The 26676-nt window shown below is 70.6% G+C and carries 24 protein-coding genes; 9 read left to right on the top strand and 15 right to left on the bottom strand.

The window, feature by feature from the left end; translation table 11 throughout:
• Positions 1-353: 353 nt before the first annotated feature.
• The gene (locus tag VNJ48_RS11850) at positions 354-1208 is read right to left on the bottom strand and encodes an aminoglycoside phosphotransferase family protein (protein ID WP_325602309.1); all 855 of its coding nucleotides are present in this window, start codon (positions 1206-1208) and stop codon (positions 354-356) included.
• A 214-nt stretch (positions 1209-1422) separates the two neighbouring features.
• On the opposite strand from VNJ48_RS11850, the gene VNJ48_RS11845 reads away from it, so the two are divergent.
• Complete coding sequence (locus VNJ48_RS11845) at positions 1423-2619, top strand: GNAT family N-acetyltransferase (protein ID WP_325602307.1); 1197 nt, start codon at positions 1423-1425, stop codon at positions 2617-2619.
• Position 2620: 1 nt separating this feature from the next.
• Here VNJ48_RS11845 and VNJ48_RS11840 read toward each other — a convergent pair whose 3' ends face one another.
• From VNJ48_RS11840 to cysS, 3 genes are read right to left on the bottom strand one after another with little or no spacing between them, the layout of a single operon-like run.
• Positions 2621-4138, bottom strand: coding sequence for a metallophosphoesterase (locus VNJ48_RS11840; protein WP_325602305.1), 1518 nt, complete (start codon positions 4136-4138; stop codon positions 2621-2623).
• Positions 4113-5090 (bottom strand): 23S rRNA (guanosine(2251)-2'-O)-methyltransferase RlmB, encoded by a 978-nt coding sequence (rlmB, locus tag VNJ48_RS11835; protein WP_325602303.1) that lies wholly within the window; start codon positions 5088-5090, stop codon positions 4113-4115. Before rlmB ends, VNJ48_RS11840 begins: the two co-directional genes overlap by 26 nt.
• Positions 5090-6520, bottom strand: coding sequence for a cysteine--tRNA ligase (gene cysS / locus VNJ48_RS11830; protein ID WP_325602301.1), 1431 nt, complete (start codon positions 6518-6520; stop codon positions 5090-5092). Before cysS ends, rlmB begins: the two co-directional genes overlap by 1 nt.
• Positions 6521-6625: 105 nt before the next feature.
• On the opposite strand from cysS, the gene VNJ48_RS11825 reads away from it, so the two are divergent.
• A complete protein-coding gene (locus VNJ48_RS11825) occupies positions 6626-7849 on the top strand; it encodes a peptidase C39 family protein (RefSeq protein ID WP_325602299.1) in 1224 nt (407 codons plus the stop codon).
• 3 nt (positions 7850-7852) lie between these two features.
• Here VNJ48_RS11825 and VNJ48_RS11820 read toward each other — a convergent pair whose 3' ends face one another.
• Positions 7853-9373, bottom strand: coding sequence for a molybdopterin-dependent oxidoreductase (locus tag VNJ48_RS11820; protein ID WP_325602297.1), 1521 nt, complete (start codon positions 9371-9373; stop codon positions 7853-7855).
• Between the two features lie 26 nt (positions 9374-9399).
• Here VNJ48_RS11820 and ispF point away from each other — a divergent pair, with 26 nt between their 5' ends.
• Positions 9400-9897 carry a 2-C-methyl-D-erythritol 2,4-cyclodiphosphate synthase gene (gene ispF / locus VNJ48_RS11815; protein WP_325602311.1) on the top strand — a complete coding sequence of 166 codons (498 nt, stop codon included), beginning with the start codon at positions 9400-9402 and terminating at the stop codon, positions 9895-9897.
• Here the strand turns inward: ispF and VNJ48_RS11810 are convergent.
• Genes VNJ48_RS11810 through nirB form a run of 3 tightly spaced genes read right to left on the bottom strand, consistent with a single transcriptional unit; the run spans position 9894 to position 14028 of the window.
• Complete coding sequence (locus VNJ48_RS11810; protein WP_325602295.1) at positions 9894-11021, bottom strand: uroporphyrinogen-III synthase; 1128 nt, start codon at positions 11019-11021, stop codon at positions 9894-9896. The genes ispF and VNJ48_RS11810 overlap by 4 nt on opposite strands.
• Positions 11018-11368, bottom strand: a complete 351-nt coding sequence (gene nirD / locus VNJ48_RS11805; RefSeq protein WP_325602293.1) for a nitrite reductase small subunit NirD — start codon at positions 11366-11368, stop codon at positions 11018-11020. Before nirD ends, VNJ48_RS11810 begins: the two co-directional genes overlap by 4 nt.
• Positions 11365-14028 carry a nitrite reductase large subunit NirB gene (gene nirB / locus VNJ48_RS11800; RefSeq protein ID WP_325602291.1) on the bottom strand — a complete coding sequence of 888 codons (2664 nt, stop codon included), beginning with the start codon at positions 14026-14028 and terminating at the stop codon, positions 11365-11367. The genes nirD and nirB overlap by 4 nt, the downstream gene beginning before the upstream one ends.
• Positions 14029-14172: 144 nt before the next feature.
• On the opposite strand from nirB, the gene VNJ48_RS11795 reads away from it, so the two are divergent.
• The gene (locus tag VNJ48_RS11795) at positions 14173-14829 is read left to right on the top strand and encodes a hypothetical protein (RefSeq protein WP_325602290.1); all 657 of its coding nucleotides are present in this window, start codon (positions 14173-14175) and stop codon (positions 14827-14829) included.
• A 1-nt stretch (position 14830) separates the two neighbouring features.
• Here VNJ48_RS11795 and VNJ48_RS11790 read toward each other — a convergent pair whose 3' ends face one another.
• Together VNJ48_RS11790 and VNJ48_RS11785 are read right to left on the bottom strand one after the other, a co-directional pair.
• The gene (locus tag VNJ48_RS11790; RefSeq protein WP_325602288.1) at positions 14831-15880 is read right to left on the bottom strand and encodes an S-adenosylmethionine:tRNA ribosyltransferase-isomerase; all 1050 of its coding nucleotides are present in this window, start codon (positions 15878-15880) and stop codon (positions 14831-14833) included.
• Positions 15880-16575, bottom strand: coding sequence for an SDR family oxidoreductase (locus VNJ48_RS11785; RefSeq protein ID WP_325602286.1), 696 nt, complete (start codon positions 16573-16575; stop codon positions 15880-15882). Before VNJ48_RS11785 ends, VNJ48_RS11790 begins: the two co-directional genes overlap by 1 nt.
• Before the next feature lie 49 nt (positions 16576-16624).
• Here VNJ48_RS11785 and soxR point away from each other — a divergent pair, with 49 nt between their 5' ends.
• On the top strand, positions 16625-17116 hold the full coding sequence (gene soxR / locus VNJ48_RS11780) for a redox-sensitive transcriptional activator SoxR (RefSeq protein ID WP_325602284.1): 492 nt from the start codon (positions 16625-16627) through the stop codon (positions 17114-17116).
• Here soxR and VNJ48_RS11775 read toward each other — a convergent pair.
• Genes VNJ48_RS11775 through VNJ48_RS11765 form a run of 3 tightly spaced genes read right to left on the bottom strand, consistent with a single transcriptional unit; the run spans position 17113 to position 22135 of the window.
• Entirely contained in the window at positions 17113-18519 is a 1407-nt protein-coding gene (locus VNJ48_RS11775) for an FAD-dependent oxidoreductase (protein ID WP_325602282.1), read from the bottom strand. The genes soxR and VNJ48_RS11775 overlap by 4 nt on opposite strands.
• Positions 18516-20564, bottom strand: coding sequence for a molybdopterin oxidoreductase family protein (locus VNJ48_RS11770; protein WP_325602280.1), 2049 nt, complete (start codon positions 20562-20564; stop codon positions 18516-18518). Before VNJ48_RS11770 ends, VNJ48_RS11775 begins: the two co-directional genes overlap by 4 nt.
• Positions 20564-22135, bottom strand: coding sequence for a nitrate/nitrite transporter (locus VNJ48_RS11765; RefSeq protein ID WP_325602278.1), 1572 nt, complete (start codon positions 22133-22135; stop codon positions 20564-20566). Before VNJ48_RS11765 ends, VNJ48_RS11770 begins: the two co-directional genes overlap by 1 nt.
• Positions 22136-22286: 151 nt before the next feature.
• Between VNJ48_RS11765 and VNJ48_RS11760 the strand changes: the two genes are divergently transcribed.
• Complete coding sequence (locus VNJ48_RS11760; RefSeq protein ID WP_325602276.1) at positions 22287-22970, top strand: IspD/TarI family cytidylyltransferase; 684 nt, start codon at positions 22287-22289, stop codon at positions 22968-22970.
• On the opposite strand, the gene VNJ48_RS11755 is transcribed toward VNJ48_RS11760, so the two are convergent.
• Both VNJ48_RS11755 and VNJ48_RS11750 read right to left on the bottom strand, forming a co-directional pair.
• Entirely contained in the window at positions 22957-23529 is a 573-nt protein-coding gene (locus VNJ48_RS11755) for a 2-C-methyl-D-erythritol 4-phosphate cytidylyltransferase (RefSeq protein WP_325602273.1), read from the bottom strand. The two genes, VNJ48_RS11760 and VNJ48_RS11755, sit on opposite strands and share 14 nt — an antisense overlap.
• 100 nt (positions 23530-23629) lie before the next feature.
• Entirely contained in the window at positions 23630-24115 is a 486-nt protein-coding gene (locus tag VNJ48_RS11750; RefSeq protein ID WP_297734007.1) for a CarD family transcriptional regulator, read from the bottom strand.
• A 212-nt stretch (positions 24116-24327) separates the two neighbouring features.
• Here VNJ48_RS11750 and VNJ48_RS11745 point away from each other — a divergent pair, with 212 nt between their 5' ends.
• From VNJ48_RS11745 to VNJ48_RS11735, 3 genes are read left to right on the top strand one after another with little or no spacing between them, the layout of a single operon-like run.
• Positions 24328-25170: a UbiA family prenyltransferase gene (locus VNJ48_RS11745; protein WP_325602269.1), complete on the top strand. Its 843-nt coding sequence runs from the start codon at positions 24328-24330 to the stop codon at positions 25168-25170.
• A 21-nt stretch (positions 25171-25191) separates the two neighbouring features.
• Positions 25192-25716 carry a hypothetical protein gene (locus tag VNJ48_RS11740; protein ID WP_325602268.1) on the top strand — a complete coding sequence of 175 codons (525 nt, stop codon included), beginning with the start codon at positions 25192-25194 and terminating at the stop codon, positions 25714-25716.
• A gap of 32 nt (positions 25717-25748) precedes the next feature.
• The gene (locus VNJ48_RS11735; protein WP_325602267.1) at positions 25749-26492 is read left to right on the top strand and encodes a phosphoglyceromutase; all 744 of its coding nucleotides are present in this window, start codon (positions 25749-25751) and stop codon (positions 26490-26492) included.
• Positions 26493-26676: the final 184 nt, after the last annotated feature.

Raw genomic sequence — 26676 nt, 5'->3', positions numbered from 1 at the left:
CGAACCGACTTCCGCTGCGATGTCGCCACCCCTCACCCCGAGCGCCTTTGCGTCATACGCGAAGACGGCGCAGTGCTCGCGTTCCACCTCGTCACTGGTGTCCGGCCGAGGCTGTGATGCGTTGCTCGCACAGGTCGGTCGACGCCGACTACGAAGATGCCTTGTCCGGATCAAGGTCCTTTAGCCAAGGGGTCCTTCGCGGGCTCGACAATGTTGCGCGGCTTCCCACGTCAGCTAGAGAAGCAGCGGCTCGGAGACCGTGGATTCGTCACCGCAACAGATCGTCACGCGGAGTGTGACCAGTGCGGGACCGCTCGGTGAATTCGGCCCTGCGGAAGACTTTTTGGCACGGCTCAGCTTTCTCCATCGCCGATTCGCCTAGCGAGGCGTGAAAGCAGATGTCTTGCCTGCAGCTCTGCACTGCCCGACGGATTGATGTCGTGGCCTGGGCTGCCAGGAAGCAGCATGAGTAACCAAAACCCAGCTAGCACGATTCGGTACGCGTCCACCCGCGCCAGCTGCGCCTCGGTCAGGTCGAAGCCTGCGATCACTGTCTCGGGATCTAGCAAGCCGCGAAGTCGGGAAGATGCGTGTTCGACCAAGTCGGCAACCTCGAAGGCAAGGTCGCCCACCCCGGCGTACTCGAAATCGACCAGCCACACCCGTTGGCCGTCCCACAGCATGTTCGCCACGTTGCCGTCCCCCTGCGCTAACACGCGGTCCCGGATCTCGTCGATCCCCGTCGGAGCGTCGTCGTACCACGTGGCTGCAGAGTGGAGGGCGTGCCGTACGACGTCGGGGTGTTCATCTTGGCTCGTCTCAGCGAGCCAACCGACGCTGTCGGCGATGAAGGCGGCGGGATGTGCGTACCGTAGTGGCAGCTCGGGTGGCACAGGCACGGCATAAAGGGATCGATAAGCCCTGACCATTTCCGAGGTCTGCCGCGGGGTCAGCACGTCGTCGAGAGGCGCACCCATAACCCGGGACATCACCGTCGCCGGAGGCTCGGTCTCCCGCGCGATCGGACTCGGCGCAATCATGGATGCTTGCTCCTGAAGCAACACCAACGCTGCCCACTCACGCTCCGGCTGGCCGCGATCGGTCCTCAGGTACCTCTTGCGCACCACGTCCCCGTCGATCGACAATTCACTGTTGGCCACATCGACATCCTGCCCGGCCAAATTCGCGCAGGGGAACGACGCGCCCACCCCTTATTCCATCGGTCCCGCAGGACGAACCCTCAGCCGGACCGGGGCGGGTCAGCGGTCCGAAAGTCGCTGTGCTGGCCGTATGGCCCGTCCGAACGAATGTTCCGGTGACGGGGTGTCCACCGGCAATCGGCCCGCGACTTGTAGAAACCCACGTCGGCGAGCCGGCTCGAGCTGGACATGTGCCTGGAGTAGCTGTGCCTAGGGTGCACCCATGACAACTCGACCCCGGCGGCTCGTGGCGGACGACCTGCCGCAGATGCTGACCCTGGGCCAGGAAGCGTTCGGCCAGTTCCCTGCCGGCTACACGCCGCCCGACCCGGCCGACCACCCATCCCCCGGGCGGCACACGTGGGGCAGCTTCGACGGTGACCGGCTCGTCGCCAAGATCGTCCGCCGCGAATACGACTCCTGGTTCCACGGCACCCAGGTCCCCACCAACGGGATCGCCGGCGTTGCGGTCTCCGCCGAGCACCGCGGTGCGGGCCTGCTCGACGACCTGATGGCCGCGGTCCTCGACGAGGGCCTGCGCGATCGCGGCGAGGCCATCTCCACCCTGTTCGCGACCGCGCCCGGCATCTACCGTCGCTACGGCTTCGAGCTGGTCACCTCCTACGACACCGTCGAGGTCGCCACGTCCCGTCTGATGGCGATCAAGCCGGCGGAGTCAACGACCACCCGGCGGGCGACGGCCGACGACTTCGACGCCGTACGCCGCGTGTACGAGACCTGGGCCTCGGCGCAGAACGGGCCGCTGACGCGCGCCGGGGCCTCGTTCCCGGCCGACGCGGACGAGTTCGTCGACTCCTTCACCGGCGTGACCCTGGCGCTGGCGGGCGACGACATCGTCGGCTACGCCTCGTGGAACCGCGGCTCGGGCTACAGCGACACCTCGACGCTCGAGGTCGAAGACATGATCGCCCTCACCGGGGACGCCACCCGAGCGCTGTGGCGCATGATCGGGACGTTCGCCTCCGTCACCGGCCGCGTCCACCTGTCCACCTCCGGCCGCGACTCGGCCAGGCTCGCGCTGCCCTTCGCCGGCTGGCAGGTCGTGGAGAGCGAGCCCTACATGCTGCGCGTCCACGACGTCGCTGGCGCCTTCACCGGGCTGCGGCTCGCCTGGCCGGGAGCCGTGCTCGACGGACTCCCCTTCAGCGTGCGGGGCGATCTGCTCGACACGATGAACGGGGACTGGTCGCTGAGCGTCGACGACGGCGTCTCGACCTGCGTAGCGGGGCCTGCCGGTGGTCCGACCTTCGCCCCGCGCGGCCTGGCTCTGCTGTATGCCGGGGCCGCCTCCTGCGCCGACCTCCGCATGGCGGGCCTGCTCAGCGGCGCGGAGGACGGCGACCGCGTGTGGGACAGCCTCTTCGGCGGCCGGCAGGTGCACGTCCGCGACTACTTCTGACTCACTCGCTCGGGTCGAGTGCGAGTTCGGCATACGGCCCGGTCACGAAGACCCCGTCGGTGCGCAGGCGCACCCACTGCGTCCCGGCGGGGCGGCCGTCCGCGTAGGTGACCAGCGTGACGTCGGCGTCGCGGCGCGGCTTGCTGCCGACCGCGATCGCGTAGGCGGCGCCCCCGGTGGTGCCGTTGGTGAACGTGTAGCCGGTCTGCTCGTTGCTCCCGGCGACCGCATCCGGACCGTCCTGGACGTGGGTGTGGCCACCGATGACGAGGTCGACGCAGCCGCGGGCGAGGGCCTCGTCCCCGAGGTTGGCGTCGTGCACCAGCAGGGTGGAGATCCGGTCCCCGTCGCAGGCGGCGTCGGCGAGCCGGTCGCCGACCTCGCTGAAGCTCAGGCCGGTCTCGTCGCGCCAGTTGCCGAGCCCGCTCGATCGCGGGTCGTCGACCCCCATCAGCCCGCCTCCCCAGGGCGCCTCGACCCGGGAGCCGTCCAGCATCGTCCAGCCGAGGTCGTCGAGATAGCGGCCGACGAAGCTGCCGTTGTCGTGGTTGCCCGCCACGGCGAAGCGGTCGAGGTCGCGGAAGGACCGGTCGAGGGAGTCGAGGCTGAACGCCTCCCAGGGCTGGCCGGTCGAGGTGTCGTCGCCGGCATCGAGCACCACGGTCGCGCCCGCCCGGTCCCCGATCGCCCGAGCCACCCGGTCCATGCCGATGTTGTCGTGGCGATCGCTGACGACGATGGCGACCGTCTCGTCCTCGCTGGGCTCACGCAGGACGAGGTCCGCGGCTGCGGCGGCGGCCTCGTCGTAGAAGTCCTTGCTCTTCTCGTAGGTGTCGACGGCGCTCTGGATCAGGCGTCGCGTCTGCGTCGTCGTGGGGCTGGTCCGGATCTCGATGCCGGCGGCCTCAGGCGGAAGAGGAAACCCCACCATGAACGTCTCGAGCGGCTCCCACTCCCGCTGGGCCTCCTGGGTGTCCTCGTCGGCGTTCCAGGGCTGCCACAGGACGAGCGGCACGGCCAGCAGGAGGATGCCGCCGGCGGCTCCCTTCCTGGTCCGCACCCCACGGAAGAGCTCACCTCGCCGGTGCGGACCGAGCAGCCACCACACCGCCAACGGCACCAGACCGAGCCCGACACCGCGCAGGGCGGCCGAGACGGCCATGTCGCGCACCGCGTCCTCGACCTTGGCCACCTGCGAGTCGGGGTCGCTGGCGATGAACGCGTAGCGGGCGAACAGCTCCTCGATGGAGTCGGTCTCGGTCTTGCCCAGCAGCACGTCCACCCCGATCGGGGCCTCGCTGGTCAGCCGGAAGTCGGGCAGCAACGGGCCCGTCCGCAGTGCGACGTACCCGTCAAAGGTGGGGCTGACGACCGCGTCATGGCTCGCCACGACGACCGTACGGCTGTCGTTGAGGAAGAACGCCGAGCCTGACGCGACGGCGACTCCTACGCAGACCGCAGTGAGGACGAGTCCGGTCAGGACCCGCCGGCCGTCAGCTCCGCGCCTGAGCGACCGCATAGAGCGTCACCGACGCGGCGACTCCCGCATTGAGCGACTCCAGCTGGTTGTGCATCGGGATCGAGACGAGCTGGTCGCAGGTCTCCGCCACCAACCGGCCCAGGCCCTTGCCCTCGGAGCCGACCACGACGACCAACGGGCCCGTGGCGAGTCCTCCCGGCGCCGTCAGCTCAGGCAGCGAGATCTCGCCGTCGGCGGCCAGGCCGACGACCATGCAGCCGGCGGACTGGTAAGCCTTGAGCTGGCGGACGAGGTTGACCGTCTGGGCGATCGGGATGCGAGCAGCTGCACCGGCGCTGGACTTCCAGGCCGCTGCCGTCATGCCGGCGGCGCGACGCTCCGGGATGACCACGCCGTGGGCGCCGAAGCCGGAGGCCGACCGGACGACCGCACCGAGGTTGCGCGGGTCGGTGACGGAGTCGAGGGCGACGATCAGCGCCTTCTCCCCGGCGTCGGCGGCGCGGCCCAGGAGGTCGTCGGCGTGGGCGTACTCGTAGGACGGCAACCGGGCTGCGAGACCCTGGTGCACGGCGCCGCCGGTCATCCGGTCCAGCTCGGAGCGGGTGACCTCGAGGAGCGGGTAGCCGTTCTCGGCTGCCATCTTGAAGGCGTCGCGGAGTCGGCCGTCGCGTTCGGCGCCCTCGGCGACATAGACGCCGGTCACCGGGATGCCGGCTGTCAGCACCTCGACGACGGAGTTGCGACCAGCAACCCACTCGGCCTCGGTCGACTTCGCCGAGCGCCGCTTGGGGCGGCCGGACTCGTTGCGGTTGCCGGAGTCGCTGCGCTCAGCGCGCTTCGCGTCCTTGTGAGCCTTGTGATAGGGCCGGTCCTTGGCCGCGGGCGTCGGGCCCTTGCCCTCGAGTCCTCGGCGGACGCGTCCGCCCGAGCCGACGGTCGCGCCCTTGCCGCTCTTCTTGATGGCGCCCTTGCGCTGGGAGTTGCCTGGCATTAAATGCTCCACTTCGGCCCGGAGGGCGTGTCTTCGATCTCGATGCCGGCCGCGGTGATGCGGTCGCGGATGTCGTCCGCCCGGGCCCAGTCCTTCTCGGCGCGCGCGGTCGCGCGCTCCTCGAGCAGTGCGGTGATGAGTACGTCGACTGCGTCGCGCAGCTTCTCGTCGCCGGCGCCGCTCGTGGTCGCCCAGGCGGGGTCGGCCGGGTCGAGCCCGAGCACGGCGAGCATCGCGCGCACCGAAGCGGCGTTGCCGCGCAGCGCGTTGCTCGGTCCCTCGGCCAGCAGCTTGTTGCCCTCACGGACGACGTCGTGAATTGCCGCGACGGCCGCCGGCGTCCCGAGGTCGTCGTCCATGGCCTCGACGAACTCCGTGCACCACATCCCGGTGGTGCCGATCGACTCGCCCAGCACGGTGGCCGCGCGCTCCAGGAAGTTCTCGATCCGCCGGAAACCGACGGCCGCCTCCTCGAGCGCCTCGAAGCTGAACTCGACGTGCGAGCGGTAGTGCGCGCTGACCATGTAGAAGCGCAGCTCGATGCCGCGGACGCGCTCGAGCACCGACGGCACGAGGAGCGAGTTGCCGAGCGACTTGCTCATCTTCTCGCCGGCAGTGGTGATCCAGGCGTTGTGCAGCCAGTAGGACGCGAACGGCATGCCTGCCGCGCGCGACTGGGCCTGCTCGTTCTCGTGGTGCGGGAAGCGCAGGTCGACGCCGCCGCCGTGGATGTCGAAGGCGGGGCCGAGGTACTTCGACGCCATGGCGGAGCACTCGATGTGCCAGCCGGGACGACCCGGACCCCAGGGCGAGGGCCAGGCGGCCGACTCGGGCTCGGACGTCTTGTAGCCCTTCCACAGCGCGAAGTCCCGGGGGTCACGCTTGCCCCGCGGATCTGCATCGGTGGCGGGCTCCATGTCGTCGAGGCCCTGCCGGGTCAGCTCGCCGTAGGCCGGCCACGAGCGGACGTCGAAGTAGACGTCGCCGGAGCCGTCCTCGGCGACGTAGGCGTGGCCGCGGGCGATGAGGGTGCCGATGAGCTCCAGCATCTCGGGGACCGTGCCGGTCGCACCGGGCTCGTAGGTCGGTGGCAGCACGTTGATCGAGGCCAGCGCGGTGGTGAGCTCGGCATGCATCGCGTAGGCCAGGTTGTACCAGGGCCGACCCTGCTCCTCGGCCTTGGCGAGGATCTTGTCGTCGATGTCGGTGACGTTGCGGATGAAGTGGACGTCGTAGCCGCTGACCGTCAGCCACCGGCGCAGCACGTCGAAGTTGACGGCCGAGCGCACGTGCCCGACGTGCGGCTCCGACTGCACCGTGAGCCCGCAGACGTAGATGCCGACCTTCCCCTCCTGGAGGGGAACGAAGTCGCGGATCTCGCGCGTCGCGGTGTCGTGGAGTCTGAGCCGACTCTGAGGCTGCTGTGCCATCAGAGGAGTCTAGAGGCGCGGGGGCCCATCCCCGATTTGCGGCGCCGAGCCCGGGCATCTGTGACTCGTGGGACACATGGGACCGGATCGGGGTACCGTCCTTCGGTGTCTCCTCGAACTGCCCGCGCCCGCGCCTCGGCCGGCGCCGCTGTCATCGCCCTGTTGGCGACGCCCCTGACTGCTGTCGGTCCGGCTGCCGCCGCCGACCCCCCGGCCCGACGGGCAGCCTCGAGCATCGCGAACGCGTCCTGGTCGACCGGCGCGCAGTGGCGGTCGGGCGAGCTCCAGGGCCTCCGCGTCAAGGCCGGCTCCCTCGTCCCCAAGTCGCCTCGCCCCGGACGACTGGGCGGCCGGGACTACCAGGTCGGCACCTGGACGTCTCCCTGGTCCTCTCCCGGCTTCGCGCTGACCCAGCTGATCCCGAGCTGGGAGGCCGTCACCGAGGGGGACTCGGTGGTCAAGGTGCAGGTCCGCGGGCAGGCGCCCGACGGGACCCTGTCGAGCTGGGACTCGATGGCCGAGTGGACCCTCGACAACCCGGCGCTTCCGCGCCGCTCCCTCGGCAGCCAGAGCGACGACCTCGCGCGGGTCAGTGTCGACACCTGGCAGGCCGCGACGCCCCTCACCCAGTGGCAGGTGCGGGTGAGCCTCTACCGCAACGCCGCAACCCGACCAGTCGTGCGGCTCGACCGCGTCGGCGCCATGTCGAGCGCGCTCGTCCCCCGGGGCGCCGCTCCCACCTCGACCCCTGGCCCGACCGTCGGGACCGTCCTCGACGTGCCGACCTACTCCCAGATGACGCACACGGGTCACTCCCCGCAGTGGGGCGGCGGCGGTGAAGCCTGGTGCTCGCCGACCTCGATCGCGATGGTGCTGGCCTACTACGGCCTGCAGCCGGGCCCGTTCACCGACATCACGACCGGGCACGCCGATCCGCAGGTCGACCACACGGCTCGGCTCGTCTACGACCACTCCTACGACGGCACCGGCAACTGGGCGTTCAACACCGCCTACGCCAGCACCCTGACCGCCGGCGACTCCTACGTCACCCGGCTCCAGGACCTGCGGGCCGCGGAGAGCTTCATCGCCGCCGGCGTCCCCCTGGTCGCGTCGGTCGCCTTCGGTCGAAACCAGCTCACGGGTGCGCCCATCACGTCCAGCAACGGCCACCTGCTCGTGATCGTCGGCTTCGAGGCCGACGGGGACGTCGTCGTCAACGACCCAGCAGGGGCCAGCAACGGCGCCGTCCGCCGCGTGTATGACCGTGACGAGCTCGAGGACCTCTGGCTCAACGCCACCGGCGGGATCGTCTACGTCATCAACCGCTGAGGTTCAGTCGTCGGCGCTGACCTGGATGGTGTGCCAGCCGGTGGCGCCGTCCGGCAGCACGTCGCGGCGTACGCCCGTCTGCTCGAGCCCGTCCTTGTCGGTGGCCCGCACCCGCAGCTCATGGTCCCCGGGCTCCAGCTGGACGGTCAGCGCCCACTGGACCCAGGTGTCGATGCTCGGCGTCTGCGCGAGCTCGGCCGGCTGCCACTCTCCCCCGTCGACCGCGACCTCGACCGAGGCGATCCCGGTGTGCTGGGCCCACGCCAGTCCGCCGACGTTGACCTCGCCGGCGCTCACGTCCGCACCGGAGCGTGGGACGTCGATGCGCGAGGCGATCTTCACCGGCCCCTCCTCCGACCAGCCCCTGTCGGTCCAGAACGCGGAGACGCCGCTGAACCGGGTGACCTCGTAGTCCACCACCCACTTGGTCGCCGAGACGTAGCCGTAGAGACCCGGCACGATCGTGCGGACAGGGAAGCCGTGCTCGATCGGCAGGGGCTTGCCGTTCATCGCCACGGCCAGCATGGCGTCACGGTCGTCGGTCAGGGCGGACAGCGGGGTGGCGCAGTTCCACCCGTCCTCCGACGTCTGGAGGATGCAGTCGGCCGAGGGATCCAGGCCGACCTCGGCCAGGATGTCGGCGATCCGGATGCCGCTCCACCAGGCGTTGCCGACAAGGTCGCCGCCGACCTCGTTGCTGACACAGTTGAGGGTGATCCACGACTCCGTCAGCTCGCGCTCGACCAGGTCGTTGTAGGTGAGCGTGAGCTCTCGGTCGACGAGGCCGTGGATGCGCAGCGTCCAGTCCTTGGGCTCGATGGTGGGTACGGCGATCGCGGTGTGGATCAGGTAGAAGTCATCGTTCGGGGTCTGCCACGGGAAGAGACCGGGCAACCCGATGGAGGTGTTGGCCGGAGCCATCGGCCGGGTCACCCCGTCGAGGCGCAGCAGTCGCCGGCTCTCGGCCACGTGGCGACGACCGCGGCCGAGCACCCGACCGGCGCCGGCGATCCCGATCGCGGCGACGCCGAGCGCCCCGGCCACCATCAGGAAGACCCGCCGCTCGCGTGAGGCGAGCTCCGGGTGGTGCCGCTCAGCGAGGAGCGGCTTGGTGAGGGCCGGGAGCACGGCCACCCAGGTCACGAAGCCGACCAGCACGGGCAGCACGTCCACCACGTTGGCGCCGGGCTGCAGGAGCACGGCACCGCTGCCCAGCGCGGCGAGCACCAGCCAGATGAGCAGCGGCTTGACGGTGCTTCTCCTGGAGAGGACGCCGGCAGCGGCGCCCATGGCCAGCAGGAACAACAGGATGCCCAGGATGAGGAGCGGCTTGTCGAGCTGGCCGACGAGGCGGATCAGCCGCTCGGCGATCGCCCCCGGAGTGATCTGGATGATCAGCTCGGCCACCGCGACGACCGGGGACTCGCGGATCGTCAGGACCATCGCCGTGGCATAGCTGGTCGCCAGTCCGACGACCATCGCGACGACTCCGGCCGCTATCCAGCGACCCTTGTTCTCCTTCACCCGGCCATTGTGTCTGATCGGGCATGATGCGTCCCGTGAGTCTCCCGCGCATCGGCATCGGCACCGACGTCCACCGGCTGGTCGAGGGCGTCCCGCTGCACCTCGCCGGGCTCACCTGGCCCGACGAATCGCGGGGACTCGAGGGTCACTCGGACGCGGACGTCGCTGCCCACGCGGCGTGCGACGCGCTGTTCTCGGCGGCAGGGATCGGCGACCTGGGCGTCCACTTCGGCACCTCCGAGCCCGCATGGGCCGGGGCTTCCGGGGTGAGCCTGCTGGCCGAGTCCGCGACCCGGGTCCGGGCGGCGGGTTTCGAGATCGGCAACATCGCCATCCAGGTCATCGGCAACGCCCCACGGCTGGGCCCGCGGCGTAGCGAGGCGGAGCAGACGCTCTCCGCGGCCGTCGGCGCGCCGGTCTCGGTCAGCGCCACCACGACCGACGGCCTCGGGCTGACCGGCCGCGGGGAGGGCGTCGCAGCGATCGCGACCGCGCTCGTGGTGCCGGTCGACCGCAGCAGCTAGCTCGCGACCGCCAGGCGGTAGCCGCGCTTGACCACGGTCTGCACGACCTTGGTGCCGAGGGCCGCACGCAACCGGGCCACGGCCATCTCGACCGCGTGCTCGGAGCCGGCCGTCCCGCTGGGCAGGGTCGCGAGCAGCTCGCGACGTGCGACGACGTGACCAGGGTTGACCAGCAGTGCCTGCAGGACGGCCAGCGGAGCCGGCGAGAGCCGGACCTCCACCCCGTCAAGCAGGACGCGGTCGCTGTGCAGGAGCAGCACGTGGCCGGCGACCTCGGTCGAGAGACCCTCCCGACGTGACGGCAGCTCGGTCTCGAGGAGCTTGATCATCGCGGCCAGCCGCGACCGCTCGGGCATGATCGTCGGCACGCCCCACAGCTCGAAGGCAGCGGCCGTCACCGGCCCCACGCAGGTGGCAACCACGTCGGCCTGGAACGCGGCGACGACCTCGTCCCGACGCCCGGTCACGCCGGCCGCCTCCATCAAGGACGCGACCGCGGGCGCAGACGTGAAGGTGACCGCGTCCAGCTCGCGTTCGGCGATCAGCTCGACCATCGAGAACATCGGCTCGGGGTCCTCCGCGCTCGCCACTCGATAGACCGTCACCACGTCGACGCGGGCCCCTTGGCGCTGCAGTGCGTGGGCCACCATCGACAGCGACTGGCCGTGCTCTTGGACGACGATGCGCAGCCCGGCGAGGTCACGTCCGCGCAGGTGCACGAGGACGTCCTCGAAGCACTCGGAGTCGGGCGCCCACAGCTCGCGCAGCCCGTTGCGCCGCAGCGCCCCCACGCTCTTGGGACCGCGCGCCAACACCTCCGAGGCGCCGATGGCGCTGACCAGCTCGTCATGGAGCCCCCAGGTGCGGGCCGCCTCGAACCACGCCTTCATTCCGATCCCAGTCGTTGCGACGAAGATGTCGATCGGCTCGGCCAGGACGCGCATGGTCGCCGCCCGCAGCTGTGCGTCATCCACCTGGTTGGGGTCGCTGGAGAGCGCCGGGGCCCAGTCGACCTTCGCACCACGCCGTTCGAGCAGGGTGATCTGCTCCTCCACCTTGCGGGCGGCCGTCACCCCGATCCGATAGCCACCGAGTGGCGCCCCAGAGCTCGTGCCGACGCTCATGCCACCTCGCGGCGTGCGCCGACGTGCACGATCCCGTCCTCGACCAGCACGTCGTAGGCGGGGACGCTGGTGTGCTCGTCGTCGAGGCACCGTCCGGTGCGCAGGTCGAAGGCGTGCTTGTGCATCGGGCTGGCCACGAACGGGACGCCCTCCCGGGTGCCGACGATCCCGCGCGCCAGCACGGAGGCCTTGGCGAACGGGTCGTGGTTGCCCACGGCATAGATCTGGCCGTCGTGGGTCCGGAAGATCGCGACCGCCTGACCGTGCACGAGCGCCGCGACACCGCGCTCCATCTCGAGCTCGTCCACGGGGCACACCTTCTCCCACGTCCGGTCGGCGCGCGTCATCGAGTGCCGCCCGTGCCGGCCGGAGCCCCGACGGGGATCGTGGTCGCCAGCACCAGCGGCCCGTCCGCGTCTGCTGGCCGGATCTGCCCGCGCTCCTGGGTGAAGGAGATCGACGGGTCCGGGGTGTCGGGGGCATTGACGAAGGAGACGAATCGTCCGAGCTTCTCGGGGTCCTCCAGAGTCGCCTTCCACTCATCGAAGTAGCTGCCCACGTGCCGGTCCATCTCGGCCTCGAGCTCGGCGCCGAGGCCCAGGGCATCGTCCACGACCACCTCGCGGACGCGGTCGAGCCCGCCGTCGAGCTGGTCGATCCATCCTGCGGTCCGCTGGAGCCGGTCCGCGGTGCGGATGTAGTACATGAGGAACCGGTCGAGGTAGGACACGAGGGTCTCGGTGTCGAGATCGCCGGCGAGCAGGCGCGCATGGGCAGGTACGGCGCCGCCGTTGCCGCCGACGTAGAGGTTCCAGCCCTTCTCCGTCGCGATGACGCCGAAGTCCTTCCCCCTGGCCTCGGCGCACTCACGGGCGCACCCGCTCACGCCGCCCTTGAGCTTGTGGGGGCTGCGCAGCCCGCGATAGCGCTGCTCCAACGTGATCGCGAGGCCGACGCTGTCCTGCACACCGAAGCGGCACCACGTCGACCCGACGCACGACTTCACGGTCCGCAGCGACTTGCCGTACGCATGGCCGGACTCGAAGCCGGCGTCCACCAGTCGCCGCCAGATCGCCGGCAGCTCCTCCATCCGGGCACCGAACAGGTCGATGCGCTGGCCTCCGGTGATCTTGGTGTAGAGGTTGAAGTCGCGCGCCACCTCGCCGATGACGATCAGCTTGTCGGGGGTGATCTCCCCGCCGGGGATCCTCGGCACGACCGAGTAGGTGCCGTTGCGCTGGATGTTGGCGAGGTAGGCGTCGTTGGTGTCCTGGAGCTGACGGTTGTCGCGGTCGAGGACGTGCCCGTTGAACTGGCTGGCCAGGATGCTCGCGATCGCCGGCTTGCAGACGTCGCAGCCGCGGCCGGTGCCGTGCGCCTCCACGATGTCGTCGAAGCGCTTGTAGCCGTGCACGGCGACGACGTCGAGGAGCTCCTGGCGGCTCAGGCGGAAGTGCTCGCACAGTCCCTTGTCCACCACCTTGCCGACGCTCGCGAAGTGCTCCTCGATGATGTTCTTGACCACGTTGACGCAGCTGCCGCAGGTGCTCCCCGCACGCGTGCACGCCTTGACGCTCTTGACGTCCTCGCAGCCCTTGTCCCGGACGGCGATGAGGATGTCGGCCTTCGAGACGTCGTTGCACGAGCAGACCTGCGCATCGTCGGGCAGGCCGAGCTGCACGCCGCCGCGGCCGGCGGGGAGGATCAGCTCCTCCGGGTTGGCGGGGAGCGCGATGCCGCTGGCGACGAGCGGTCGCAGCACGCCGTACGCCGACGCGTCCCCGACGAGGATCCCGCCCAAGAGACGACATGAGCCGTCCGCGGTGTCTGGTTCGGAGACCACGAGCTTCTTGTAGACGCCGGCCACCGCGTCGGAGAAGACGAGCTCGAGGGAGCCTTCAGTCGTTGCGAAGGCGTCGCCGAAGCTGGCGACATCGACCCCGAGGAGCTTGAGCTTGGTGGACATGTCGGCGCCGTCGAAGGTGCCCGGCCCGTCGAGGAGCGAGTCGACGACGACCTCTGCCATCGCGTAGCCGGGTGCGACCAGGCCGTACATCGTGCCGCCGGGCGCCGCACACTCGCCGATCGCAAAGACGTGCTTGTCGGAGGTGCGGCACTGCTCGTCGACCAGGATGCCGCCTCGCGGTGCCACGTCGAGACCGCACTCACGAGCAAGGACGTCGCGGGGACGGATCCCGGCGGAGAAGACCACCACCTGGGCCTCGATGGTCTCCGTCTCGTGACCCTCCTCGGTGCCGGCTGGACGCAGCCGCAGGCCGGTGACCGAGTCCGCGCCGGTGATGGCCTCGGTGAGCACACCGGCGTGCACGCTGACGCCCAGCTTCTCGACGTGTCGGACCAGGGTGGCGCCGGCGGCCGGGTCGAGCTGGACCGGCATCAGGCGCGGCGCCATCTCGACCACGTGGGTGTCGAGCCCGAGCTGCACCAGGGCGTTGGCCGCCTCGAGACCCAGGAGCCCCCCGCCGATGACGATGCCGCTGGTTGCAGCCTGACTGGCGGTGCGGATCGCCTCGAGGTCCTCGATCGTGCGGTAGACGAAGCACCCGTCCTTGTCGCGTCCCGCCACGGGCGGCACGAACGGCGCGGCACCGGTGGCCAGCACGAGCACGTCGTAGCCGAGGGTGTGCACCTCCCCGGGCCCCGTCATCGGCTCCGAGAGCGGGTCGGTGTCAGTGAAGGTGCCCGGCGCCGGCGAGACGTAGGTGACGACCCGGTCGGGCCGGTCGATCCCGGTGACGGCCGCGTCGAGCACGAGCCTGACCCGCGGGTCGGGATACGTCCCCTCGGGCAGCAGCGACAGCTCGGCGGCGCTGTCGGCGGCGAAGAAGCTGGTCAGCGCCACCCGGTCATAGGCCGGCCGGCGTTCCTCCCCGAGGACCACGATGTCGTGGGTCTCGGTGAGTCCGCGCTCGATCGCCGCCTGGACGAAGCGGTGGGCGACCATCCCGTGGCCGACGACGACGAGGGTGGCTCGCAGGTGCGTCATACCCCGACGGTAGGAAACCGATGTTGTGCCCGGTGTTTCCTCATGTTTCGGGGAGGAAAACCCTCACGCACTCCCCTCACAGGTCATGCGGCTGCTGCTCCGGCTGCGAGGATCCTCCCCATGCCCCGCCACGGAAGGACCCACGTGAGGACCTCGCTCACCCGTACCGTCATCGCCCTGGCCGCCTCGTCCGCGGTCATGGGCCTGGGCGCCGCGCCCGCCTCAGCCGAGAACTGGCGCGGATCCGATCCGGCGGGTGACGTCATGACGTACACCTCGAGCCCGGAGCCCCCACCCTGCGGCACCTTCACCGAGGGGGCCGATCCCGCGAACCACACCGCGGACCTGGTGTCGCTGGCGGTACGCCACCGCCGCGACACCGTCGAGCTGAGTGCGGGCTTCCGGGACTTCACGGGCGGCGGTCAGCAGAGCCTCGAATTCGACGTCAAGACCGACAAGCATGAGTTCTCCATCTCGCTGGATCGTCGGCGCACTGGGGCAGCCGCCCGGATCTCGGTCTTGCGCCCCGGTGAACCGTCGGCCCCGGACGAGTGCGGCTACTACACCGTCATGAGCCTGGTCGACCCGTGCCGAGGACTCGAGGCGGACCTGTCGCCGTCCCTCGACGTGGTCTCGGTGGTCCTTCCCCGCGGGTGCCTGGGCGACCCGCGGTGGATCCGCGTCGGGGTGCAGACGGGCCGATCGGCGGGTGAGGCGTGGAGCACTGACATCTGGGCAGAGCCAGGAGTCGACACCGCGGTCTACACCGGGCCGTACGGTCCCCGGGTCCGCCGGGGCTGATTCACCGCAGCAGGAGCGCCGAGTCGCCGAACTCGTGCCACAGGTAGTCGTGGGCGACGGCTGCGTCGTACGCCGCCTGCGTGAGCCGGCGTCCTGCCACGGCCTCCACGAGCAGCAGGTGCGAGGCGTGGGGATCGTGCCAACCGGTGATCAGCCCGTCCACGACCCGAGGCGGGTCGGCGGGGGTGATGACCCGCGAGGTCCATCCGCTCGCGGGGACGACGACGCCGTAGCGCACCGCCGACTCGATCGCCCTGGTGGCTGTGGTGCCCACGGCGACCACGCGCCCGCCCGCTGCCCGCGCGGAGTTGACCGTCCGGGCGGTCGATGCCGGCACCTCGAACCACTCCGGCCCCGGCGCCTCGCCGGCCTCCTGCGACGACAGTCCGGTGTGCAGCGTGAGGGGCGCGAAGACCACCCCTGATGCGACCAGTCGCGTGACCAGCGCTTCGGTGAAGGGCCGACCTGCCGACGCCATCTCGGCGCTGCCGGGGCGTGCCCCGAAGACCGTCTGGTAGGCCGCGAGGGGGTAGCGGCGGTCGAGGTAGCCGTAGGCGATCGGGCGGCCGCGGTCGCCCAGCAGCTGCTCGAGGTCGCCGCGCACCCGGGCCCGCCACAGCCGGTTGCCGTTGCCGGTCGGCGACGAGGGCTGTCCGGTCGGCCACGGCGCTGCCAGGGTCAGGCGTATGCCCCCGGCCCGGACCACGTCGCCGGGCTGGGCGTCGAGGACGGCGCGGGCGGCGTCGGGTGCCGAGCGCAGCTCGACGACACGGTCGCCGTCGTCGAGGGCCGCGGCGACGTGCAGCACCACATCGGTGCCGTGCAGGTCCGCGTCGACTTCGCCGGCCACCGTGGCCGAGGTGTTGACCACCAGCACGTCCCCCGCGCCCAGGTGATCGGGCAGGTCACGGAAGCGGGCGTGGTCGATGCCGTCGGGGGTCCCGACCAGCAGCCGCACCTCGTCGCGGGCAAGACCACGCTCCTCGGCCGGCTGCGGCGCAAAGGTGGACGCCGTGAACCTCACACCGGGGGTCTCGGTGAGCAGCACCATCAGAGCCCCTCTCCGAACTCGTCGGCGCGGTAGCGACCGGAGGCGGGACGTTTCTCCAACAGCCGGAGCAGTTGCGGCACGACCGTCTCGGGCAGCGGCCGGTCCGAGATGTCCTCGCCCGGGAAGGCGTCCTGGTGCATTTCGGTGCGCATGTCGCCCGGGTCCACCGCGTAGGCCGTCACGCCGGACTCGGCTCCATAGGTGAGGGTCACGTGGTCGAGGGCGGCCTTGCTGGCGCCGTACAAGCCCCAGGTCTCGTAGTGCTGGACCGCCGCGTCGGAGCTGAGCGAGAGGAGCACCCCGTCCGCGCGGCTCAGCCACGGGAGCAGCTCACCGGTCAGCACGAGCGGAGCACCGATGTTGGTGCGCCACACCTGCTGGAGGTCGGCGATCGACGCTGCAGCCAGCGGTCGCATCGGCAGCGGCCCAAGAGTGCTGGCGTTGTGCACCAGCAGGTCGAGCCGCCCCTCCGACGCCACCGCGGCCACGAGGGCGGCCCGATGGTCGGTTTCCGTCACGTCGCCAGCGATGGCGGTGACGCCTCCCGGGAAGTCCGCCTCCTTGATGCGCCGATCGTCGCGGCCGTCGGTGACGACGTGCCAGCCGTCCGCTGCGAGTGCGCGTGTCAGGGCGAGTCCGAGACCCGCCGTACCTCCGGTGACTAGAGCCACCCTGGTCCTGTCCTTGTTGTCCATGGCACCATGGTTGAAGTTAAAGTGAACTTGAGCGCAAGGAGACTCCCCGATGGATCCCCGTGACCTGATGTCGATGGGCGAGGTGACCAGCCGCAGCGGCTTCGCGGCGTCAGCGATCCGCTACTACGAGTCCGAGGGACTGATCGAGGCCCACCGCTCCTCCACCGGGCAACGACGCTTCGAGCGCAACGTGCTGCGGCGGCTCGGTTTCATCCGGGCCGCCTCCAACGTCGGGCTGAGCATCGAGGAGATCCGCTCGGAGCTCGGCCGCCTCCCCGACAACCGCACTCCCAACAAGGCCGACTGGCACCGGATCTCGAAGCACTGGGCTCGACGGCTCGACGAGCAGATCGCGGCGCTCGAGCGGCTCAAGCAGGGGCTCGACTCGTGCATCGGGTGCGGTTGCCTGAGCCTGCGCAGCTGTGCCTTCTCCAACCCCGGTGACGTGGTCGGCGCGCGGGGTCAGGGCGCGCAGCTGCTGCCGGACACCCTCCGCCGCCCGCACCCCACCCGGAGGGCAGCCCCGACCGGCCCCGCCTAGCCCGCGGCGACCGGGACGGACGCAGCGTCCGCGAGCAGGCGGCGTACAGCGCCCTCACACCCACCGCAGCCGGTGGTCGCCCGCGTCGACTCGCGACACGACTCGAGGCTCGCGCACGCCCGGATCGCCCCCGCGCTGACTCCGGCGCAGGCGCAGACCTCCACGTCGTCGGGCAGGACCACAGGAGTCGCCGCGGCCTCGGCCAGGAGGAGCTGACCGGGTTCGTCTGGTCCGAGGACTGTTCCGCGGTCGTAGAGCTGGGTGATCAACCCGACCCGCGACAGGTCCCCGACGAGCGCGGCGGCCACGATGACGCCGCCGTCGATCACGAGTCGCCGGTGTGAGCCCGCGATGGGGTTCGTCATCTCGACCACCTCGCCGGGAGCGTGCTCCGGGTCGCCCAGCACGGCCACCTCGAGGTCGGTGGCTCGCAGTCGGGCGACGCTGCGCGATCCGTCGTAGCGCGCGGAGCCACCGGTGAGGACGTCGGCGAGCACGCCTGCCTGCTCCCACGCGGGAGGCACGAACCCCGTGGTGCGGCCGCGGTGCTCGACGCAGTCCCCGAGCCCGTGGACCCGAACGTCGGACACCGACCGCAGGGCGGAGTCGACCACGAGGCCGCGCCTGACCATCAGCCCCGCGCGCCGGGCGAGGGCCGTCGATGGCCGGCCGCCGGCGGTGAGGACGACGAGGTCGGCACTGAGCTCGTAGCCGTTGTCCAGACGCAGCCCGGACTCGGTCATCCGGACGGCACGCGCGCCGGTGTAGACCTCGGTCCCGAGCCTGCGCAGGTCGCGCGCCAGGACGCGCCCGCCGGGCTCGCCCAGCTGGGAGGCGAGGAGGTGCTCGGCGCCCTCGACGATCTCGGTGCTCAGCCCCCGCATCGCCAGTGCCCGCGCGACCTGGAGGCCGAGCAGGCCGCCACCGACGATGACCGCCCGCGCGCCGGCGCCGAGCCGTGCGACCTCGGCGTCGAGGCGCTGGCAGTCGGCCAGCGAGCGGAAGGCGTGCACCCGCGGGTGCAACGACCCGTCGAAGCGCACCAACCCCCGGATCGGCGGCAGGGTCGGGATGGACCCCGTCGCGAGCACCAGCCGGTCGAACCCCACGCGCTCCCCGTCGACGAGCATCACGTCACCGGCATCACGATCGACGGCCAGCACGCGCGCTCCGAGGCGGAGGTCGACCCCACGCTCGGCGAACCAGTCCGTCGATCGCAGGGTGATCGCGCCGACGCTGTGGGTGCCCTCGAGCACGGCCGAGAGCAGGATCCGGTTGTACGGCGCATGGTCCTCGTCAGCAAGCACCGTGACGTCGCCGGCGTAGGAGCGGGCGACCAGCTCCTCGACCAGCCGGACCGCCGCCATCCCGCCGCCGATGACGACGAGGCGTTCGGGCCTCACGCCGTCACCGCTGCTGCGCACACCTTGAACTCCGGCATCCGCGACGCGGGGTCGAGCGCGTCGTTGGTGAGCCGGTTGGCGCCGACCCAGTGGAAGGGCACGAAGATCGTGTCCGGCCGGATTGTGGTCACCACCCTGGCCGGGGCGCTCATCGACCCGCGGCGGGTCGCCACGGTGACCCGCTCGCCGTCGACGGCCCCGATGCGGCCCGCCAGCATCGGGTGCAGCTCGACGAACGGGCCGGTGTCCGGGAGGTCGCGCACGCGGCGGGTCTGCGCGCCGGACTGATACTGCGCGAGCACCCGCCCGGTCGTGAGATGGACGGGGTAGTCACCGTCCGGCACCTCGGCCGGGCCGCGGTGCTCGACGACGTGGAAACGGGCGCGGCCGTCGGGGTGGCCGAACGAGTCGAGGAACATCCGCGGCGTCCCCGGGTGGTCCGGGCTCGGGCACGGCCAGAACACCCCCGACTCGGCGCGGATCCGGTCATAGCTGATCCCTGCATAGTCGGCCTTGGCCCCGGCGGTGGCGCGGCCGAGCTCGGCGAAGATCTCCTCGGGCTCGGTCGAGAAGGCGACCGGCGACCCGAGCCGGCTGGCGAGGCCGGAGAGGACGTCGAGGTCCGAGAGCACCCCCGACGGGGGCGAGACGGCCTGCTGACGCAGGATCACCCGCCCCTCGAGGTTCGTCATCGTGCCCGTCTCCTCGGCCCATTGCGTCACGGGCAGCACGACGTCGGCGAGCGCCGCCGTCTCCGAGAGCACGACGTCGGCCACCACCAGCAGGTCGAGCGCCTCGAGCCGGGCGGTGACCTGGGTCGCGTTGGGTGCCGAGACCACGATGTTGGAGCCGAAGACCAGCAGGGCGCTGGGGCCGGTGGGCGTGCCCAGCGCGTCGAGGAGCTCGTACGCCGACCGGCCCTTGCCGGGCAACGAGTCCGGATCGACGCCCCACACCCCTGCGACGTGCTCACGGTCGGCCCGGTCCTCGATCATCCGGTAGCCGGGCAGCTGGTCGGCCTTCTGGCCGTGCTCGCGGCCGCCCTGGCCGTTGCCCTGTCCGGTGAGGCAGCCATAGCCGGCGGCGGGCGTGCCGCACATCCCCAGAGCCAGTGCCACGTTGATCCACGCCAGCACCGTGTCGGATCCCGTCGAGTGCTGTTCGGCGCCGCGAGCCGTCAGGACCATGACCCGCCGCGCCTCGCCGAGCAGCGCGGCCAGCGAGCGGAGCTCGGAGGCCGGCACGCCGCTCGCCCGTTCCACCCGCTCGGGCCACCACGCACCGACGGACTCGCGGACGTCCGCCCACCCCGACGTCCGAGCGGCGACATAGGCCTCGTCGACGTGCCCGCCGGCGACCAGCAGGTGGAGCACGCCGAGCGCGAGGGCGAGGTCGGCGCCGGGGACGGGCTGCACGAACACGTCGGCACGCTCAGCTGTCGCCGTACGCCGCGGATCGATCACCACCACGCGGCCACCCCGCTCCCGGAGGGCGTCGAGGTGGCGGGCAGCGGGCGGCATGGTCTCGGCCAGGTTGGAGCCGACGAGCACCACGACGTCGGTGTCCTCGATGTCGGCCAGGGGGAACGGCAGTCCCCGGTCGACGCCGAAGGCGCGCATCCCGGCCGACGCGGCAGACGACATGCACCACCGCCCGTTGTAGTCGATCTGCGAGGTCCCGAGCGCGACTCGGGCGAACTTGCCCAGCTGGTAGGCCTTCTCGTTGGTCAGCCCGCCACCGCCGAAGACGCCGACGGTGTCCGGGCCGTGCTCGGCCTTCAGGGCGAGCAGGCGATCGGCGATCGTGTCGAGCGCTTCGTCCCAGTCGACCGGCGTGAGCTCGCCCGTCGCCCGGTCCCGCACCAGCGGGGTCGTCAGCCGCTCCCGCCCGGCGTAGAGCCCTGCTGCGCTCCACCCCTTGCGGCAGAGCGCGCCGCGGTTGACGGGGAACTCCGACCACTCGCTGACTTCGGGGACGCCCGGACCCCGTCTCGAGACGCGCATGCCGCACTGCAACGAGCAGTAGGGGCAGTGCGTGGTGGTCATCAGATGTAGTTCCGTGGCACCGTCGCGCCGGCCAGGCTCGGTGCCCGGCCCGCGACGCTGACCGTGCGGACGTAGACGAACCACGTCGTGGCCAGGCAGATCACGTAGAAGCCGGTGAACACCCCGAACGCCACCTTGACGGCCGACACCGGGTCCTCGACCCAGGGGGCGCCGAAGGTCATCGGGATGAGGAAGCCGCCCAGGGCACCGATGGCGCCGGCGATCCCGATGACGGCGCTGGACTCCTTGGTCGCCTTCGTCATGGCAGCGTCGATGCCGTCCGGCCCGGCGGTCTTCTTCGCCTCGGTGGCCAGGATCAGCGGGATCATCCGGTACGTCGAGCCGTTGCCGATCCCGGTCGCGGCGAAGACGAACAGGAAGGCCGCGAGGAACCAAGGGAAGATGTCGGAGTTGGAGTTCACGGCCGTCACCACGGCCTCGCTGTACTCGAAGGTCGCCGGGTCGGGCGCCGGGGCACCAGCCGGGGGCTTCGGCACGGCGGTGAGCAGCGTCAGGGTGTAGATCACGCCGAGGGTGCCGGCGATCATCGCCACGAACGTCCAGAGCGTGACCCGCGCGCCGCCGTACTTGTCGGCGAGCCAGCCGCCGTACGGGCGAGCGATCGACCCGACGAGGGCGCCGAGGAAGGCGTAGTAGGCGAAGTTGATGCCGATGCCGGGGACGGTCGGGACGGGCTGGTTCCAGAAGTTGAGCTTGATCAGCAGCGGCATCGCGGCGGAGTAGCCGATGAACGAGCCGAAGGTGCCGATGTACAGGAACGACATCACCCAGGTGTGCTTGTACTTGACGACCTTCAGCTGCTCCCGCGGCGACGACTTCGCTCCCGAGAGGTTGTTCATGAAGAACCACGCGGACGTGGCGGCGACCACAGCCAGCACGGCGTAGAGGTAGCCCGCGCGCTCGAGGTGGAAGCCCGCCTCGCTGGCCTTCACCAGGCCGAAGACGCCGGCGCCACCGACGACGATCGGCAGGAAGAACTGGATGACGGCGACCCCGAGGTTGCCACCCGCCGCGTTCAGGCCGAGAGCCGTGCCCTTCTTCTTCGTGGGGTAGAAGAAGTTGATGTTGGCCATCGAGCTGGCGAAGTTGCCGCCGCCGAGCCCCGCAGTCGCGGCGATCAGGCAGAACACCCAGTACGGCGTCTCGGGGTGCTGCACGGCCCACGCGAAGAGCAGCGTCGGCACCAGCAGGGCCAGCGCGCTGACGACGGTCCAGTTGCGGCCGCCGAACCTCGGCACCGCAAACGTGTAGGGCAGGCGGATCAGCGCGCCGACCAGGTTGGGGATCGCCACGAGCAGGAACAGCTGGCTCACCGTGAACGTGAAGCCGGCCTTGGGCAGCAGGGCGGCGCTGACCGACCACAGGAGCCAGACCGAGAAACCGAGGTGCTCGGAGAAGATCGACCAGATCAGGTTGCGCCGGGCCACCGGCCTGCCCACGGTGTCCCAGAACATCTCGTCCTCGGGACGCCAGTCGTCGATGGTGACGCCACCCTTCGGGGGTACGGCGGTGGCGGGTCTGGTGGCGGCGGGTTCGATGGTCGCGGTCACGATGTCTCCTCAAGCACGGGCGGGATCTTGGGAGGGACGCTAGGAACCGGACGTTTCGCCTGCGCGCTCGTTTGTTTCAACCGTGAGTCAACTTGTCCTCACGACCTCACGGGGAACCTGACCCGGACGATCCACCCCTACGATTCACCGCATGCCCGCCGCCATCGTCATTGTTGCCGCCGGTTCGGGCACCCGCGTCGGTGCGGGCGTCAACAAGGTGCTGTTGCCGCTCGGCGACCGTCCCGTCCTGGCGTGGTCGGTGCGTGATGCGCTGGCGGCCGCCGACGTGCGCCAAGTGGTCGTCGTGGTCCGCCCGGCGGACCGGGTCGACGTGGAGACGGCTCTCGCTCCCCACCTGGGCGACGCTGAGGTCGTCCTTGTCGACGGTGGCGCCAGCCGTCACCAGTCCGAATGGGCGGCCCTGCGGTTCCTCGCACCCGCGATCGAGGCGGGCGAGCTCGACCTCGTGGCGATCCACGACGGCGCCCGTCCGCTGGCCGGAGCGGAGCTCTTCGAGGAGACGCTGGCCGCCGCCCGCCAGCACGACGGCGCGATCCCGGTGACCCCCGCGCGCCACCTCCTGACGACCTCCCTGACCGCCGTCGCCGGAGAGCTCTGCGGCGTACAAACTCCGCAGGCGTTCCGTGCCGATCTGCTGCTGGCGGCGCACCGCGCGGCCGCAGAGACGGGCTTCGAGGGCACCGACACCGCAGCCGTCCTCGCTCACCACTCCGACGTGGCGATCGCCGCCGTGCGCGGCAGGCCGGGGAACATCAAGATCACCTTCCCCGATGACGTCGGCCTGGCCGAGCGCCTGCTCCTCAGCCGCTCGTGAGCCCCTCGAGCACCAGCAGGTCGTCGGTCGACGACACCCGACGCGCGGCAGCAGGCGCCTCGACGAGCACGACGCGGTGCGACCGCGCGAGGTCGGCGACCAGCTCGACGAGGTCGGTGCCCGGCTTGGCAGCCATCGCGGCCACCACTGAGGCGGGCAGCACCACGGGCGAGGCCACCGTGACGAGCCCCTGGCGGTCCACGGTGTCGCCGACGAGGCCGTCCGCGACGAGCTTGATCGTGTCGGTGACCGGATGGGTGGCGACCACCACGGCGTCCTCGGCCAACGCGCGACGCAGGCACGCGGCGATGAAGTCGACCGGTGTCATCGGGCACAACGAGTCGTGGAGGACGAGTGGCTCTCCCGCTCCGCGGACCGATTCCCATGGGATGCCGGCGTCGATCGCCGTCACTCCGGCCTCGCCGAGCGCCCACGCCGCACACGCCACCAGCGCCTCGCCGTGGATGAGCGCGTAGGGCAGGGACCCCCGGCCCTCGTCGAGCACCATCCCCAGCGCCGCCGGACCGTCGTCTGCCGCATCGAAGAAGGTCTGGGTCATCAGGGCACGAGCCTAGGACGTGGGGACAGCAAACGAGGCCCCGGCCAGGAGCCGGGGCCTCGTTGCACGTGCAGTTGAGTCGATGGAGCTCAGTGGAGCGTCAGGACGCGAGCACCTCGTCGAGGATGGCCTCGGCCTTGTCCTCGTTGGTCTGCTCGGCCAGTGCGAGCTCTGAGACCAGGATCTGGCGAGCCTTCGCCAGCATCCGCTTCTCGCCGGCCGACAGCCCGCGGTCGCGCTCGCGGCGCCACAGGTCGCGGACGACCTCGGCCACCTTCATGACATCACCGGAGTGCAGCTTCTCGAGGTTCGCCTTGTAGCGACGCGACCAGTTGGTCGGCTCCTCGACGTGCGCAGCACGAAGGACGTCGAAGACCCGCTCGAGACCCGCCTTGTCGACGACGTCACGAACTCCGACCAGATCAAGGTTGCAGGCCGGGACGCGAACGACCAGGTCCTGCTGTGCGACGATCCGCAGGACGAGGTATTCCCGGTCCTCCCCCTTGATGGTCCGCATCTCGATGTTCTCGATGACAGCAGCCCCGTGATTTGGGTAAACAACCGTTTCACCAACGGTAAAAGTCATGTACTCGTACCCCTTCCTAGGTGACCAGTCTAACACGGTCCCCGAGCGCCTCCGACATCGTTTGCGCAGGTCAGAGCGCACATCGTGGCTTGACAGACCGTCCGTCATGTGGTTTCACCTCGCGCCTCACCCCTGTGGCGGTCCGCAGATTTCAAGGCGACTCCGACGCCAAAGCCTGTGCGCACGGCCCCGGTGTGGCCATACTTCGTGCCATGTCGCCCCTCAAGCGTCTGCGCAGCCGCACGCCCGCGGACGCGTCGGCCCGTTCACCGCAGGCCGCAGCCACGAGGCCATCCGCCGCTGCCCCGCCGCAGGCCGGCGACGCCGGACCGCCGGGCCGTCGCCCGTTCCGGTTGGGCCACACGCTTCCGGTCCTGTTGCTCCAGGCAGCGCATCCCAAACAGGCCGTCCTCACCGCGCTGGGCGTCGCGACAACAGCGGCGGTCGCCGGTCGGCCGGCCCGCGAGGCCGCCCTCGTCTTCGTCACCGTGCTCGTCGGGCAGGCCATCCTCGGGTGGGACAACGACCTGGTCGACCGCGTCCGCGACAAGCGGCACGACCTTCCCGGCAAGCCCATCGCGCACGGACTTCTCGAGCCCGGCACGGCGTGGTTCACCCTCACCTGCGCGCTGCTGCTCGTCGTACCCCTCTCCCTCAGCTCCGGCCCGAGGGCCGGGGGTGCCTACCTCGTCGCGCTGTTGATCGCGCTGACCGGCAACCGGTTCCTGCGCGGCAGCGCCCTCTCGTTCCTGCCCTGGGTGCTGAGCTTCGGCCTCTACCCGGCCTTCATCGCCTACGGCGGCTGGAACGGGACGCCCTCCGACACTCCCCCCACCGTGACGATGACCGTGCTGGCCGCTCTCCTTGGCCTGGGCGTCCACGTGCTGCGCGCGCTGCCGGGTCTGGTCCCAGACAACATCGACAGCCTGCGATCGTTGCCGTTACGGCTCGCGCTCAAGACCGGGGCGCCGCGTCTGCTGCTGATCGCGGCCGTCTTCACGGGTGTCGTCGGTGTGGCGCTTCTCATCAGTGCACGGGCGCTCGGACTGGACTGAGGCGACGCTAGGCTGTGCGCCATGCAGCTCCGACGCTCCCTCGCGCTCACCACCGCCGCCGTTGCACTCTCCACTGCCGGACTGTCGTCGTGCGGCTTCAACTACGCCACCAACCGCGACGCCCCGATCACCTCCGCGGTCAACAACCAGGACGGCGAGATCGACGTGCTCAGCGCGGTGATCGTCTCGACGGAGGCTGGCTCAGGCACCTTCGTCGCGTCACTGTCCAACAACTCCCTCGACGAGGAGGCCTCGATGACCGAGGTCACCGTGCTCGCGAGCGAGGCCCCCACCCCGGCCGAGTTCGAGCCGGTCAACATCTTGCCCGGCACGCTGGTCAACCTCGCTGATCCCGCCACCGACATCAAGGTCGCGGGCGACTTCGCGGCCGGCGACTTCGTGGAGATCGCGATCGGCTTCGACAACGGCGAGACCGTCGAGATGGAGATCGAGGTCGTGGAGAACGGCGGCGACTACGCTGACCTCGACGGGCCGGCCCCGGTCGAGGAGTCCCACGAAGGCGAAGAGTCCGAGACCGAGCACTGATCTTCAGCCGACATTCCTCCGAAGGGATCTCAGTGACCTACACCCTCGTCCTGCTCCGCCACGGCGAGAGCGACTGGAACGCCAAGAACCTGTTCACCGGCTGGGTCGACGTGGGCCTGACGGACAAGGGCCGCGCCGAGGCAGTGCGCGGCGGCGAGCTCATGGTCGCCGCGGGCGTGCTCCCCGACGTCGTACACACCTCCCTCCAGCGTCGCGCGATCAACACCGCGTGCATGGCGCTCGACGCGGCCGACCGCCACTGGATCCCGGTCAAGCGTTCGTGGCGGCTCAACGAGCGTCACTACGGAGCACTCCAGGGCAAGGACAAGAAGCAGACACTCGAGGAGTACGGCGAGGAGCAGTTCATGCTCTGGCGCCGGTCCTTCGACACGCCGCCCCCGCCGCTGGCCGACGATGACGAGTTCTCCCAGGTCGGGGACCCGCAGTACGCCGACCTCGGCGCCGACCTGCCCCGCACCGAGTGCCTCAAGGACGTCATCGCGCGGTTCCTGCCCTACTGGGAGGAGTCGATCGTTCCCGACCTGAGGTCGGGGCAGACGGTCCTGGTCGCCGCCCACGGCAACAGCCTCCGCGCACTGGTCAAGCACCTCGACGGCGTCTCCGACGACGATATCGCCGGGCTCAACATCCCCACCGGGATGCCGCTGGTCTATCGCCTCGACGAGCAGCTCACGCCGACCGTTCCCGGCGGTGAGTACCTCGACCCCGAGGCCGCTGCCGCCGCTGCGGCGGCCGTCGCCAACCAGGGCCGCTGAGGCTCGGCTAGCTGGTGGAGTCCCCGGTTAACCGGGGACTCCTGCACTTCATGACCGGGCAGGGTCAATCGGTCTAGGCAACGGTTCATGCCGCTGCCGGGTTGGCGAGCAGCTCGGCCAGCGCTTGGGCTGGTGTCTGTAGGTCGAGGGTAGGGCGTGGGCGCTTGTTGAGGGTGGCTGCGAT

The sequence above is a fragment of the Nocardioides sp. genome (assembly GCF_035576065.1).
GTDB lineage: Bacteria > Actinomycetota > Actinomycetes > Propionibacteriales > Nocardioidaceae > Nocardioides.
This window is presented reverse-complemented; position numbering and strand designations above follow the sequence as displayed.

Coding starts and splice junctions, on each gene's coding strand:
- VNJ48_RS11785 (WP_325602286.1), bottom strand. CDS start 16,575: ATGGACAACAAGGACAGGACCAGGGTGGCTCTAGTCACCGGAGGTACG.
- soxR (WP_325602284.1), top strand. CDS start 16,625: ATGGATCCCCGTGACCTGATGTCGATGGGCGAGGTGACCAGCCGCAGC.
- rlmB (WP_325602303.1), bottom strand. CDS start 5,090: ATGCCAGGCAACTCCCAGCGCAAGGGCGCCATCAAGAAGAGCGGCAAG.
- VNJ48_RS11740 (WP_325602268.1), top strand. CDS start 25,192: ATGCAGCTCCGACGCTCCCTCGCGCTCACCACCGCCGCCGTTGCACTC.
- VNJ48_RS11810 (WP_325602295.1), bottom strand. CDS start 11,021: ATGAGCGTCGGCACGAGCTCTGGGGCGCCACTCGGTGGCTATCGGATC.
- VNJ48_RS11845 (WP_325602307.1), top strand. CDS start 1,423: ATGACAACTCGACCCCGGCGGCTCGTGGCGGACGACCTGCCGCAGATG.
- VNJ48_RS11755 (WP_325602273.1), bottom strand. CDS start 23,529: ATGACCCAGACCTTCTTCGATGCGGCAGACGACGGTCCGGCGGCGCTG.
- VNJ48_RS11770 (WP_325602280.1), bottom strand. CDS start 20,564: ATGACCACCACGCACTGCCCCTACTGCTCGTTGCAGTGCGGCATGCGC.
- nirD (WP_325602293.1), bottom strand. CDS start 11,368: ATGACGCGCGCCGACCGGACGTGGGAGAAGGTGTGCCCCGTGGACGAG.
- cysS (WP_325602301.1), bottom strand. CDS start 6,520: ATGGCACAGCAGCCTCAGAGTCGGCTCAGACTCCACGACACCGCGACG.
- VNJ48_RS11745 (WP_325602269.1), top strand. CDS start 24,328: ATGTCGCCCCTCAAGCGTCTGCGCAGCCGCACGCCCGCGGACGCGTCG.
- VNJ48_RS11840 (WP_325602305.1), bottom strand. CDS start 4,138: ATGCGGTCGCTCAGGCGCGGAGCTGACGGCCGGCGGGTCCTGACCGGA.
- nirB (WP_325602291.1), bottom strand. CDS start 14,028: ATGACGCACCTGCGAGCCACCCTCGTCGTCGTCGGCCACGGGATGGTC.
- VNJ48_RS11790 (WP_325602288.1), bottom strand. CDS start 15,880: ATGGTGCTGCTCACCGAGACCCCCGGTGTGAGGTTCACGGCGTCCACC.
- VNJ48_RS11750 (WP_297734007.1), bottom strand. CDS start 24,115: ATGACTTTTACCGTTGGTGAAACGGTTGTTTACCCAAATCACGGGGCT.
- VNJ48_RS11760 (WP_325602276.1), top strand. CDS start 22,287: ATGCCCGCCGCCATCGTCATTGTTGCCGCCGGTTCGGGCACCCGCGTC.
- ispF (WP_325602311.1), top strand. CDS start 9,400: ATGCGTCCCGTGAGTCTCCCGCGCATCGGCATCGGCACCGACGTCCAC.